14 protein-coding genes are annotated in these 12,765 nt (G+C 69.6%); 6 read left to right on the forward strand and 8 right to left on the reverse strand.

Annotated features, from left to right (window positions below; translation table 11 throughout):
• The first annotated feature begins 92 nt into the window (after positions 1–92).
• From ALI22I_RS35685 to ALI22I_RS35695, 3 genes are all read left to right on the forward strand, one after another.
• Complete coding sequence (locus ALI22I_RS35685) at positions 93–1,790, forward strand: serine/threonine-protein kinase (protein ID WP_238598734.1); 1,698 nt, start codon at positions 93–95, stop codon at positions 1,788–1,790.
• A 107-nt stretch (positions 1,791–1,897) separates the two neighbouring features.
• Complete coding sequence (locus ALI22I_RS35690; protein WP_083752241.1) at positions 1,898–2,710, forward strand: purine-nucleoside phosphorylase; 813 nt, start codon at positions 1,898–1,900, stop codon at positions 2,708–2,710.
• Between the two features lie 36 nt (positions 2,711–2,746).
• Positions 2,747–4,372 carry a phospho-sugar mutase gene (locus ALI22I_RS35695; RefSeq protein ID WP_077009929.1) on the forward strand — a complete coding sequence of 542 codons (1,626 nt, stop codon included), beginning with the start codon at positions 2,747–2,749 and terminating at the stop codon, positions 4,370–4,372.
• On the opposite strand, the gene ALI22I_RS35700 is transcribed toward ALI22I_RS35695, so the two are convergent.
• Entirely contained in the window at positions 4,359–4,691 is a 333-nt protein-coding gene (locus ALI22I_RS35700) for a hypothetical protein (protein WP_077009930.1), read from the reverse strand. The genes ALI22I_RS35695 and ALI22I_RS35700 overlap by 14 nt on opposite strands.
• Positions 4,692–4,893: 202 nt before the next feature.
• Between ALI22I_RS35700 and ALI22I_RS35705 the strand changes: the two genes are divergently transcribed.
• On the forward strand, positions 4,894–5,343 hold the full coding sequence (locus tag ALI22I_RS35705; protein WP_143532608.1) for a flavodoxin family protein: 450 nt from the start codon (positions 4,894–4,896) through the stop codon (positions 5,341–5,343).
• 23 nt (positions 5,344–5,366) lie between these two features.
• On the opposite strand, the gene ALI22I_RS35710 is transcribed toward ALI22I_RS35705, so the two are convergent.
• The 5 genes from ALI22I_RS35710 to ALI22I_RS35730 form a co-directional block, all read right to left on the reverse strand.
• Positions 5,367–6,356, reverse strand: coding sequence for an aldo/keto reductase (locus ALI22I_RS35710; RefSeq protein ID WP_443216998.1), 990 nt, complete (start codon positions 6,354–6,356; stop codon positions 5,367–5,369).
• 20 nt (positions 6,357–6,376) lie between these two features.
• Positions 6,377–7,285 (reverse strand): aldo/keto reductase, encoded by a 909-nt coding sequence (locus ALI22I_RS35715; protein WP_083752283.1) that lies wholly within the window; start codon positions 7,283–7,285, stop codon positions 6,377–6,379.
• A gap of 44 nt (positions 7,286–7,329) precedes the next feature.
• On the reverse strand, positions 7,330–7,713 hold the full coding sequence (locus ALI22I_RS35720; protein ID WP_077009933.1) for a MerR family transcriptional regulator: 384 nt from the start codon (positions 7,711–7,713) through the stop codon (positions 7,330–7,332).
• A 105-nt stretch (positions 7,714–7,818) separates the two neighbouring features.
• On the reverse strand, positions 7,819–8,202 hold the full coding sequence (locus ALI22I_RS35725) for a type II toxin-antitoxin system death-on-curing family toxin (RefSeq protein WP_077009934.1): 384 nt from the start codon (positions 8,200–8,202) through the stop codon (positions 7,819–7,821).
• 389 nt (positions 8,203–8,591) lie between these two features.
• Complete coding sequence (locus ALI22I_RS35730; RefSeq protein ID WP_077009935.1) at positions 8,592–8,798, reverse strand: type II toxin-antitoxin system VapB family antitoxin; 207 nt, start codon at positions 8,796–8,798, stop codon at positions 8,592–8,594.
• Between the two features lie 75 nt (positions 8,799–8,873).
• On the opposite strand from ALI22I_RS35730, the gene ALI22I_RS35735 reads away from it, so the two are divergent.
• Complete coding sequence (locus ALI22I_RS35735) at positions 8,874–9,467, forward strand: TetR/AcrR family transcriptional regulator (RefSeq protein WP_077009936.1); 594 nt, start codon at positions 8,874–8,876, stop codon at positions 9,465–9,467.
• A gap of 66 nt (positions 9,468–9,533) precedes the next feature.
• Here ALI22I_RS35735 and ALI22I_RS35740 read toward each other — a convergent pair whose 3' ends face one another.
• A complete protein-coding gene (locus tag ALI22I_RS35740) occupies positions 9,534–10,808 on the reverse strand; it encodes a glycoside hydrolase family 18 protein (RefSeq protein WP_077009937.1) in 1,275 nt (424 codons plus the stop codon).
• 209 nt (positions 10,809–11,017) lie between these two features.
• Here ALI22I_RS35740 and ALI22I_RS35745 point away from each other — a divergent pair, with 209 nt between their 5' ends.
• Positions 11,018–11,857, forward strand: a complete 840-nt coding sequence (locus ALI22I_RS35745) for an SDR family oxidoreductase (protein ID WP_077009938.1) — start codon at positions 11,018–11,020, stop codon at positions 11,855–11,857.
• Between the two features lie 269 nt (positions 11,858–12,126).
• Here the strand turns inward: ALI22I_RS35745 and upp are convergent, their stop codons facing one another.
• Positions 12,127–12,753, reverse strand: a complete 627-nt coding sequence (gene upp, locus ALI22I_RS35750) for a uracil phosphoribosyltransferase (protein ID WP_077009939.1) — start codon at positions 12,751–12,753, stop codon at positions 12,127–12,129.
• Between the last annotated feature and the right edge of the window lie 12 nt (positions 12,754–12,765).

Here is a 12,765-nt window from a genome sequence, read left to right on the forward strand (position 1 = left end):
CAGTGTTACCCACTAGTAGTACGACGGCTATGTGAGGTTCACCGCCGTGAACGATGCAGAACCAGTCTTCCACGCTGGTGAATGATGGCGAAGTGGAGGAAGAGCGACCGGTTACCGGTAACGACCGCCTCATTGCCGGCCGTTACCGGCTGCGGCACGTCCTGGGGCGCGGCTCGATGGGCACCGTGTGGGCCGCGCACGACGAGGTGCTTCGGCGCGACGTCGCGGTGAAGGAGATCCTGCGACCTGGGGGAACGCCGGGCGACGAGGCCGAGGTGCTCCGGGAGCGGACGCTGCGCGAGGCCCGTTCGGCGGCGGCGCTCGCCCACCCGAACCTGGTGACGCTGTACGACGTGGTGCAGGTCGACGGTGACCCGTACGTGGTGATGGAGCTGGTGCCGTCGTCGTCGCTGGCGGAGGTGGTGCGGCAGCGCGGGCCGTTGACCGACGTGCAGGGCGCGGTCGTGGCGGACGCGGTGGCGGCGGCGTTGGAGGCCGCGCACCGGGCCGGGATCACGCACCGGGACGTGAAGCCGGGGAACGTGCTGGTCGCCGACGACGGCCGGGTGAAGTTGACCGACTTCGGCATCGCCCGCAACGTCGCCGAAGCCACGCTGACCAGCCGCGGGATCACGTTGGGGACGCCCGCGTTCATCGCGCCCGAGGTGGCGGCCGGTGCGGCGGTGTCGTTCGCGGCCGACCAGTGGTCGTTGGGCGCGACGCTGTTCGCGGCGATGACGGGGCAGCAGCCGTACGAGGGCGCGAACGTGCTCCAGACGATCAACCAGGTGGTGCACGGCGAGGTGCCGTCGGCGGCGGCCTGCGGTGCGTTGGAGCCGGTGGTCGCGGGGCTGATGACGAAGGCACCCGCCGAGCGGATGACGTTGGCCGAGGTGCGCCGATTGGTCCGGCCGCTGCTGCCCGAGTTGGGGACCGATGTGTTCCCCGCTGCGGCGTCCTCCCGGCCACCGGTGCAGATCGTGCGCCCGCCCCTGGTCAACCTCAAGCCGACGATCCCGCCCGATACCCCGCTGGCCGCCGACCCCGGGCCCCTGCCGTTCTTCTTGACGGACGCGCCGACCCGTGAGCTGCGCCGTCGTCCGGCGGTGAGCGTCCTGGTGGCCCTGTCGGCGGTGGTGCTGTTCGTCATCGGCAGCGCGTCCGGGTTCGCGCTGACCAGGACGGTAGCCGGCGCCCCACTCCTCCCGCCGCCCGCCCAGACCACCCGCTCCCTGCCGGGCATCACCGAGACACCGTCCTTGCTTCCCACCACGGCGTCAGCGGCGACCGCGAAGGGCGAGCAGGGGGCCGAGTTCACCATCGAGGTCGGGCCGAACTGGACCAGTTTCCTGGAGCAGCGGACCAACAACGGGCTGGGACCGAGCACGGTCGTGCACCTGGTCGAGCCGAACGGCGTGTACGAGGTGACGGTGCAGCGGTTCCCGGACTACTACGGGAAGAACACGATCAAGGACTACATCGAGCTGGTCCGGTCGCGGTGGGCGGAGGGCCAGTACTTCGCCGAGGCGCTGGACGCCACCGACGTCCTCCCACCCGGCGGCCGGGAGTCGGGCGTGCAGTACAGCTACCGGACGGTCGAGCGAGCCACCACCTTGGCCCGCGGCGCCGCCCCTGCAGGCCCTGACCTGCGACGCAGCCGCTATTCACGCGTCCTGCCCCGTGGCACCGACCTGTGGGTGGTGGAGGTCGTGGTACCGACGGAACAGGAGGAAATGGGCCGCGACCGGCTGTTCAACACCATCGCCAACACGTTCAGCGTGAAGGATTGAGAACGACGGCCTGCCCGCCTCGACTGCTCACGCTTGTCCCATCGCGGTATCAACGGGAGCCGCAGCGGTGCGGACAACGCCGAGTGGCGGCTATTAGGCTCGCCGCCGTGACCGCTATCAGTGAGAACACCACTCCCGAGGCCCTGGCGACCGACGCGGCGAAGGCGTTGGCCGAGCGGACCGGGGTGGAGAAGCACGACATCGCCGTGGTCCTCGGTTCGGGTTGGCGGCCGGCTGCCGATCTGATCGGGGAGCCGACCGCCGAGGTGCCGATGGGTGAGCTGCCCGGATTCGAGGCGCCGACTGCCGTCGGGCACGGTGGCACTGTCCGGTCGGTGCCGGTCGGCGACAAGAACGTGCTGGTCATGCTCGGCCGCACGCACGGCTACGAGGGCAAGGGTGTGGCCAAGGTCGTGCACGGGGTGCGCACCGCAGCCGCTGCGGGCGTCGGCACGGTGGTGTTGACCAACGCGGCCGGTGGGTTGCGGGAGGGCATGGCGGTCGGCCAGCCGGTGCTGATCAGCGACCACCTGAACTTGACGGCGTCGTCGCCGCTGGTCGGCGCACGGTTCGTGGACCTCACCGACCTGTACTCGCCACGGCTGCGCAACCTCGCACGGGAGATCGACTCCTCGCTGGAGGATGGCGTCTACGCGGGTCTGCCGGGGCCGCACTTCGAGACGCCCGCCGAGATCCGGATGCTGCGCACGATGGGCGCGGACCTGGTCGGCATGTCCACCGTGCTGGAGGCCATCGCGGCGCGCGCGGAGGGTGTGGAGGTGTTCGGCCTGTCGCTGGTGACGAACCTGGCCGCGGGCATCACCGGTGAACCGCTCAACCACGAAGAGGTGCTGGAGGCCGGCCAGGCCGCCGCGAGTCGGATGGGCGCGTTGCTGCGCGAACTGGTGGACCAGGCTTAGAACCGACGTGCTTCTCCCAGCGTCAGCGGAGGTTCCATGAAGACCAGTCTGACCCCGGCCCTGCGCGACGCGGCGTTCCGCTGGATCGCCGACGACCCCGACGCCGAGACGCGGCTGGAGTTGCAGACCGTGCTGGCGCGGGCGATGGGCGGGGACGCCGCCGCGGCCGACGAGTTGGCGGACCGGATGGCGGGGCCGTTGACGTTCGGCACGGCGGGGCTGCGCGGTCCCGTGCGGGCCGGGCCGAACGGGATGAACCGGGCCGTGGTCATCCGCACCACGGCCGGGCTCGCCGCGTGGCTCAAGGCGCACGGGCACGTCGGCACGGTGTTCGTCGGCCGGGACGCGCGGCACGGGTCGGAGGACTTCGCCGCGGCGGCGGCCGGTGTGCTGGCGGGCGCGGGGTTCACCGTGCGGGCGCTGCCGGAGCCGTTGCCGACGCCGGTGCTGGCGTTCCTGGTCAAGCGGCACAACGCGGTGGCGGGCATCCAGATCACCGCGTCGCACAACCCGCCCGCGGACAACGGCTACAAGCTGTACCTGGCCGGTGGCGGGCAGATCGTGCCGCCGGAGGACCGGGAGATCGAGGCGGCGATCCGGGGTGTGCCGGCCGCCGTGTCGGTGCCGTTGTCGGACGACTACCTGCCGGTGTCGGACGCGGAGGTGGACGAGTACCTGGAGCGGGTGGCGTCGTTGCCGCGCGGTCTGTCGCGGGACCTGCGGGTGGTGTTGACGCCGATGCACGGTGTCGGCGGTGCGACGGCGGTCGAGGCGTTGCGGCGGGCCGGGTTCACCGACGTGCGGGTGGTGCGGGAGCAGGCCGTGCCGGACCCGGATTTCCCGACCGTGGCGTTCCCGAACCCGGAGGAGCCGGGGGCGGCGGACCGGTTGTTGGAGCTGGCGGCGGCCGAATCGGCCGACCTCGCGATCGCCCTGGATCCGGACGCGGACCGGTGTGCGCTGGGCGTTCGGGAGCGTGACGGGTCGTGGCGGATGCTGCGCGGTGACGAGACCGGTGTGCTGCTCGGCTCCTTGATTCTGTCTACTGTAGACAGTCCCGATCCGTTGGTGGCTACCACGATCGTGTCGTCTTCGTTGCTGAAGTCGATCGCGGCGGCGCACGGGGCGCGTTACGCGGAGACGTTGACCGGGTTCAAGTGGCTCGTGCGCGCGGGCGAGGGGTTGGTGTTCGCGTACGAGGAGGCGTTGGGCAACTGCGTCGACCCGTCGTACGTCAACGACAAGGACGGCATCTCGGCGGCCGTGGTGGCGTGCGACCTGGCGGCCGGGTTGAAGGCGTCCGGCCGGTCCCTGCTGGACGCGCTGGACCAACTCGCCGTCGACCACGGCCTGCACCTGACCGACCAGATCTCGCTGCGGTTCACCGACCTGAGCCGGATCGGGGCGTTGATGGCCCGGTTGCGCGCCCAGCCGCCCGTGAGCTTCGCCTTCGAAGATCTACTTCCCGAAGCTGACGTCGTCAGGCTCACGAAGGAAGGCGTGCGGGTCGTCGTGCGGCCGTCCGGCACGGAGCCGAAGCTCAAGGCGTACCTGGAGGTCGTGGAACCGGTGTCCGACGACCTGCCCGCCGCCCGCGTGCGCGCCCAAGCCCGGTTGGCCGAGCTGCGGGCTCAGGTGTCGGACCTGCTCACGACGCCATAGCCAGCAGCAGGCACAGCACGGCGACGACGAGCGCACCGCCCGCCACCAGGTAAGGACGCCTGGTCGGCGGGCTCACCGGGTTGTGCCGGTTCTGGGTGACGGCCGCGACCGAGATCCGGCCGGAGATGTAGCTGATCGTGCACAGCGCGACGCCGGCCGCCAGGATCATCGTGTTGACGTCCCACGGGCTGTGATCGACCCCTGGCCACAACGCGACGAGGACCAGCGGCAGACCGATGAGCCCGACCCCGATACCGACTCCGGCTCCCCAGGTGATCCGCCGGTTCCGCTTGATCGTGGCGATGCTGCGAGTGTCCATGACTCCCTCCCGGTCACTACTACTGAGGACGTGCGGCGACCTCACCGGTTCCCGCAGCCCGTCAGTCGATCTTCCTCCGGCGGCCACCGGGCCCGCGACCCGGCCACACCTAAGCCGTTGACCTGCGAGTTCCCACCCGCCTCGGTCCCACCATGCTACCGACCGGTTGCACCTTCGCACGGCGGGCGGCAGCGTGTGCGGCGTGTCCCGCCTGTTGATCGTCCACCACACCCCGTCGCCCGCCATGCAGGAGTTGTTCGAGGCGGTCTTGAGCGGTGCGACCGATCCGGAGATCGAGGGCGTCGAGGTGGTGCGTCGACCGGCGTTGTCCGCGACCGTGTCGGACGTGCTGGAAGCCGACGGCTACCTGCTCGGCACGCCCGCCAACATCGGCTACATCAGCGGAGCGTTGAAGCACTTCTTCGACACCATCTACTACCCCTGCCTGGACGCCACGCGCGGTCGGCCGTTCGGGGCGTATGTGCACGGCAACCTGGGGACCGAAGGGGCGTTGAAGGCGTTGCGGGACATCACGACGGGACTCCAGTGGCGACCGGTTGTGGAGCCCCTGTCGCTCACCGGGGCACCGGACAGCGCTGCGCGGCAGCAGTGCTGGGAGTTGGGGGCCACGGTTGCGGCCACGTTGATGTGACCCGGTTGGTCGGCATCGGTGACCTACCGGCCGATCGAGGACCGCATCACCTCGGCCGGGTAACGGGTGCCGGCCACCGCGTCGGCGGGCACGGCTTGGGCGATGCGGGACAGCTGCGCGTCGGTCAGCTTGAGGTCCGCGGCGGCGGCGTTCTCCTCCAGGTACTTCACCCGCTTGGTGCCCGGGATCGGCACCGCGCCCTGGTGGTGCACCCACGCCAGCGCGATCTGCGCCGGCGTCACGTCGTGCTCCCGTGCGACCGAGCGCAGCGACTCCACCAGCGCGAGGTTGCGCGCGAAGTTCTCCTCCGCGAACCGGGGCTGGTGGGTCAGCCGCACGTCACCGGCCGCGAAATCGTCCTTCGACGTGTACCGGCCGGTGAGGAAACCCCGGCCCAGCGGCGAGTACGCGACGATCCCGATGCCCAGCTCACGGCACGTCGGCGCGACCTCGTCCTCGATATCGCGCGACCACAGCGACCACTCGGTCTGCACGGCCGCGATCGGGTGCACGGCGTGCGCACGCCGGATCGTCGCCGCGCCCGCCTCGGACAGGCCGATGTGCCGGACCTTGCCCTCGGCGACGAGTTCGGCCATCGCGCCGACGGTGTCCTCGATCGGCACGGTCGGGTCGACGCGGTGCTGGTAGTACAGGTCGATGTGGTCGGTCCCGAGACGCCGCAGCGACGCGTCGGCGGCCTGCTTGACGTACTCCGGATCGCCGCGCAGGCCCCATTCGGAGCGCGGCAGGGCGGGGTCGCGGACCACGGCGAACTTGGTCGCCAGCACGACCTCGGCACGCCGGGACTTGATCGCCCGACCCACCAGCTCCTCGTTGGTGAACGGCCCGTACATGTCGGCCGTGTCGAGGAACGTGACGCCCAGGTCCAGGGCGCGGTGGATGGTGGCGGTGGACTCGGTCTCGTCGCCGGGGCCGTAGAACTCGCTCATGCCCATGCAGCCCAGGCCTTGCGCGCTCACTTCGAGCGCGCCCAACCGGCGGTTTTCCACGATCGTGATCTCCCTTGGTGGACTTACCTGTTCGACAGCTTCAGGAACTCCGGCGAGTACCGGTCGCCCGCGACGGTGGGTGCGGCGTCCTCGATCGCCCTGAGGTCTTCGGCGCTCAACTCCAGATCGGCGGCGGCGACGTTCTCCTCCAGGTACTTGATCCGCTTGGTGCCGGGGATGGGGACGACGTGTTCGCCCTGGTGGTGCACCCAGGCCAGGGCCAACTGGCCCGCGGTGACGTCGCGCTCGGCGGCGAGCTCGCGCAGGGCGTCGACGATGGCCGTGTTGCGGGCGAAGTTCTCCTCGGCGAACCGGGGCAGGTTGCGGCGCATGTCGTCCTCGGCCAGGTCGGCGACGGACGTGACGCGTCCGGTGAGGAAACCCCGGCCGAGCGGCGAGAACGGCACGATGCCGATGCCCAGCTCACGGCACGTCGGCGCGATCTCGGCCTCGATGTCGCGCGTCCACAGCGACCACTCGCTCTGGAGTGCGGAGATCGGGTGGACGGCGTGCGCGCGCCGGATCGTCTCGGCGCTCGCCTCGGACAAGCCCAGGTAACGGACCTTGCCCTCGGCGACGAGTTCCGCCATCGCGCCGACGGTCTCCTCGATCGGCACGTCCGGATCGACCCGGTGCTGGTAGTACAGGTCGATGTGGTCGGTCCCGAGCCGGCGCAACGACTCCTCGACGGCCTGCTTGACGTAGCCCGCGTCACCGCGTGGCCGGCGGTCCGGGTCGGCGAGGGCGAACTTCGTCGCGAGCACGACCTGGTCACGGCGGGACTTGATCGCCCGGCCCACCAGCTCCTCGTTCGCGCCCGCGCCGTAGACGTCGGCGGTGTCGAGGAGGGTGACGCCCAGGTCCAGGGCGCGGTGGATGGTGGCGATGGACTCGCCTTCGACGCCGGCGCCGTACGACTGGCTCATGCCCATGCAGCCCAGGCCCTGCTTGCCGACCTGGAGTTCGCCCAACAACGTCACGCGGTGATCCCCTCGATGAAGGTGTGCTCGATCTCCCCGTAGTGGGAGATCTTGTAATCGAGTACTTCCAGGCACGACTGGAGTTCGGCGATGCGCGCGCGGACCGAGGCGCGGTGTTCGAACAGCATCTGCTTGCGCCGGCCCGCGGTGGCCGCGCCGCGATGCCTGAGCTGCGCGTATTCGCGCATCATGCGGATGGGCATACCCGTGGTCCGCAGGCGGGTCAGGAACACCAGCCAGCCCAGGTCGTCGTCGCTGTAGCTGCGCCGCCCGCCCGAGTCCCGGGCGGGCGGGTCGACGAGGCCGATCCGTTCGTAGTAGCGCAGCGTGTCGATCGACAACCCGCTGTGCTCGGCCGCTTGAGCGATCGAGTAAGTCACGGTGTTGACGGTAGGAGCTGGAGTGCACTCCAGGTCAACCCGATTCGGGGTACTAGGTGTAGTTGCCCGGCGTTTCGGGTGGGTTCTGGATCGATCGGTGCCCGGTCAGTCGTCCTTGGGCATGCTCCAGGCCTCCAAGTGGGCGGCCATGCCGGCGACGTCGATCTGTTCCCTGCCCAGCGCCCGGACCAGGTCCAGGGCCTCGTCTTCCTCCGCGTCGATCCACCAGCCGTTGATATCGCACAACGTCACGGCGGCCACCCAGCCCAGCCGCCAGTTGCCCTCGGCCAACGGGCGCGTGCGCACGATGGAATCGAGCAGCGCGGATGCTTTGAGCCAGAGCGTGTCGTAAGCCTCGACCCCCAGCACTGTTGCCCTGGGGCGGTGGGCGGCGGAATCGAGGAGACCTAAGTCGCGCACGACCAGGTCCCCGCCGGTGACGGCGGTCGCCAGCACGAGCAAATCGCCGGCGTCGAGGTAGTTGACCACTGCTTGACGCGCTCCCTGTCCTGAGGGGCGGGGATTCCGGCGCGGCCACGCCGCCTCCGGGACGCCGCTCGCGCCACCACCCACCCCCTCAGGTCCGTATCGCCTCCCCGCACAGCCGGCGGCGAGGATGTTGTCGGCCGCGTTGTGCACCGAAGCGCAACCTGAACGCAGCCCGATCTTCAACGGCGCACCATACCGGGGTGCTTCCGGTCGCCGTGGGCGTTCACACAGGTGTAGTGGTGAACGGTCGCGGTGACAGCGGTTGAGCTGCATGGATTGATGATATCGAACATACGTTCGAACGGCGAGGGTGTGCCGGGTCGATCACCCGAACGTGGGGCGCACGTCGTCGACGAGTGCGGGTCCCCGCACCCTTGGCGGAACCGGCGTCAGGCGGAACCCAGGCGGTCGAGCAGGCCCCGGTACTTGGGGAGCACGCGTCCCAGCACCTCGGACAACTGCTCCTCCTTCTGCAACCGGGCCCAGCGGTCGGCCAGCGCCAAGCGCACGACCTCCTGCTTCGAACGCCCCTCAGCTGCGGCGAGTTCGTCGAGCCGCCGGTTCTCCTCGTCACTCAGACGCAGAGTCATCGCCATGGAATAGGACGGTACCAACTTGATACCACGATGGCCAGGGTGAGTTTTATAACACTGTTGCGATACGATGTCCCGGTGCCACGACCGAAAACCCACGACGACGCGCTCCGCGGCCGCCTGCTCGAACGCGCAGGCGAGCTGCTGTCCACCGAGGGACCCGACGCCCTGAGCTTGCGCAGGCTGGCGGCGGATGTCAACACCTCGACCACCGCCGTGTACTCGCTGTTCGGCGGCAAGCCGGCGCTGCTGAACAGCGTCTACGAGGAGGCTTTCCGCCGATTCGGTGAACGCCTCGCCGCCGTGCCGAAGACCGACGACCCGGTGGAGGACATCGTCCAGACGGGCCTGGCGTACCGGCAGAGCGCACTCGCCGACCCCCAGTTCTACCTGGTGATGTTCAGCAAGGTCGTGCCGAACTTCGAGCCGTCCGACGAGACGAGCGAGGCCGCCGCGGAGACGTTCCTCCCGCTCGTCCGGGACGTCGACCGCGCCGTGGAGAAGGGGATGTTCGTGCAGGCGCCGCGCGAGCAGATCGCGTTGGCCATGTGGGGCATGGTGCACGGTCTGGTGAGCCTCGAACTCAACGGCAACCTGCCACCGGGCCTGGAGATCGCTCCCGTCTACGAGCGCGCGCTACGCGCACACGCGGACGGTTGGCGGGCCCGCTGAACGTCCGGGGTGGGCCCGGGGAGGTGGCCGCCGCGTACCCTCCCCGGACCCCGTGAACTGCCCCGATCAGGACAGTCCGCTGGTGAGCGCCTTGATCAGCTCGCCGTCGGCGGTGTCACCGTCGAGCGACCAGATCATCGCGCCGCCAAGGCGCCGTTCCGCCACGTAACGCCCCTTGCGCTTCATCTCGACCGCGTCGTCCCAGGTCCAGAACGTGGTGCCGTCGAACAGCCACGCGTGACCGGCCTTGACGTCCCGGTGCACGGTGAACTTCGAGAGCTGCGCCTTGAGGAGCTTGTAGTCCTCGTACCCGGCCTCATAGGTGGCCGGCGCGGGCCCGGTGGCGGGCTGGAACAGGCCGTTGTTCTCGTTGCGCACACCGGTCCAGCCGCGGCTGTAGAACGGCACGCCCATCACGACCTTGCTCCTCGGCGCACCGGACTTCAGGTAGTGGTCGATCGCCACCTGCGAGCTGAACGGCGGCGTGGTCGGGTCCGCCGCGGGCGTGCGGATCGAGGACTGCTGGTTGGTCAGCGGGTCCCAGGCGCCGTGGTAGTCGTAGCCCTGGATGGTGCCGAACGTCAGCAGGCCGAAGACCTTGGACACCTCGAAGCCCCGGTCGACCTGGCGCGGGTCGGCGGGCAGGAACGCGGTGAGGTCGTAGCGCTTGCCGGTCTGCCAGGTCAGCTTGCCGAACTGCTGGCGGTACTCGGCGAGCAGCGCGGTGAAGTTCTGCTTGTCCTCCGGCCGCACGACGTTGCCCGGCGCGGCTTCGGAGGAAGGCCACTCCCAGTCGAGGTCCACGCCGTCGAACACGCCGGCCGCCGCACCGGGTGCGCTGTCGGGCAGGTTGCCCTTGAGCCACATGTCGATGCACGACGCCACGTGGGCCGCGCGCGACTCGGGCGTGAGGGCCGCGTTGGAGAAGTACTTGGAGCCGGTCCAGCCGCCGAGCGAGATGTTGATCCGCAGCTTGGGGAACTTGGCCTTGAGCTGCTTGAGCTGGTTGAGGTTGCCGGACAGGGGCTGGCCCGCGACGTCCGCGGTGCCGTTGACGCTCTGCTCGGCGCTGAACGGCCGCTGGTAGTCGGCCCACGGGTCGGCGCTGACGCACTTGCCCGTCTCGTCGAGGAAGCCGAACGCGTAGTTCAGGTGGGTGAGCCGCGGCGCGGTGCCGTTCGCGACGAGGTCGCGCACCAGGAAGTTGCGGCCGTAGCCGCTCCACTGGGTGTAGTAGCCGACCGTGCGGGTGGTCGTGTCGTGCGCGACGGCTTGCGGCGCGAGCGACACGGTCAGCGCGGTGGCCAGGAGGGCGGGGAACACCCATCTCCTGCTCGACATGCTTCTCCTCGGCGTTGCGGCGGCAGCCTTGGTTGGTCCAGACCACGGTAGTAAGAAGGTCTAGACCACATCTACGGCCGAACGGCCTAATCCTCGTACTACGGAGGAGTCCCCCGGGGCTCTGCAAACTTTTGCATGTGCGCGGTGGGCGGGGGTCGCGCTAGCTTCGCTATTCAAATTTGAAGTCTTTCGGCATGAGGGGGAAGCACGTGACGATCCTGGTAACCGGAGCCACCGGGACCATCGGCGGCGCCGTGGTGCGGCAACTGGCGGCGGCGGGTGTGCCGGTGAAGGCGTTGACCCGCCACCCGGCGAAGGCGGTGCTGCCGGCCGGAGTGGAGGTGGTGGGAGGTGACCTGACCCGACCGGGTGAGCTGCCGTTGGTGGGCGTGACGGCGGTCTTCCTGCTAGCCGCGATCGAGTCCGACGGGGCGGCGACGCACGCTCAGGCGTTCCTGGACCACGCGCCGGACCTGCGGCGGGTGGTGTACCTGTCCAGCAACGCGGTCACCGTGCGGCGGCCGGGGAGCTACGAACTGCACCACGACGTGGAGCGGGTGATCGAGGCGTCCGGGGTGGCGTGGACGCACGTCCGGCCGGGTGAGTTCATGGCCAACAAGCTGGTGTGGGCGCGGACGATCAAGGCGGACGGCGTGGTGCGGGCGCCGTACCCGGAGTCGGTCGGCGCGCCGGTGCACGAGGCGGACGTCGCCGAGGTAGCCGTGCGCGCACTACTCGACGACGGTCACACCGGCAAGGCGTACACATTGAGCGGTCCCGAGGCGTTAACCCACCGTGAGCAGGTCGAGGCAATCGCCCGAGGCCTGGGCCGCCCCCTCCGCTTCGAACACCTGACCTACGGCCAAGCGCGAGCCTCCCTAATCCGCGACGAAGGCCTCCCGTCGGACGTGGCCGAGTACCTGATGGGCTACATGGCACAGCACGCCGAGGAACCCGCAGTCCTAACCCCCGACTTCACCCAAGTAACCGGCAAACCCGGCCGCACCCTCTCCACCTGGGCCACCGACCACACCCCCGACCTGACCTGACCCCGCGTGTCCAACCCCCAGAACACGCGTGTCCAACGTTCCGAACGCGCGTGTCCAACCTTCAGAACGCGCATGTCCAACGTTCACGTACCCCGAGTTGAACACTCAGGCACGTCGGTGCGTGTTCTGAACGTTCAACTCGCCTGTTCTGAACGTTGGACACGCCTGTTCTGAACGTTGGACACGCCTGTTCTGAACGTTGGACACGCGCGTTCTGAACGTTGGACACGCCTGTTCTGAAGGTTGGACACGCGGGGGTGGGTGGGGGGTTAGTGGACGGCGCCGTATTGGCGGTCGCCGGCGTCGCCCAGGCCGGGGACGATGTAGCCGGAGTCGTTGAGGCGTTCGTCGATGCTGGCGGTGACCAGTCGGACGGGGAGGGCGGAGTCTTCCAGGTGCTTGATGCCCTCGGGTGCGGCCAGGGCGCAGACTGCGGTCACGTCGGTGGCGCCGCGATCGGTGAGCAGGCGGATCGTGTAGGCCATGGAGCCGCCGGTGGCGAGCATCGGGTCGAGGACGAAGACCGGGCGTCCGGCGAGGGATTCGGGTAGCGACTCCATGTACGGGGTGGGCTGCAAGGTTTCCTCGTCGCGCGCGAGACCGACGAAACCCATTTGCGCGTCGGGGATCAGGCGGTGTGCCTGGTCGGCCATGCCGAGGCCGGCGCGCAGCACGGGTACCAGCAGTGGCGGGTTGGCGAGGCGGTAGCCGGTGGTCCGGGCGACGGGCGTGTGCACCCGCTCCTCGGCCACCGGCAGGTCGCGCGTGGCCTCGTAGACCAGCATCACGGTGAGCTCGTGCAGCGCGGCGCGGAACGCCGCGTTGTCGGTGCGGGCGTCGCGCATGGTGGTCAGCCGCGCCCGGGCAAGTGGGTGATCGACAACGAGGACGTCCATGGTCGAACAGTA

It is taken from the genome of Saccharothrix sp. ALI-22-I, assembly GCF_001984175.1.
Classification (GTDB): Bacteria; Actinomycetota; Actinomycetes; order Mycobacteriales; family Pseudonocardiaceae; genus Actinosynnema.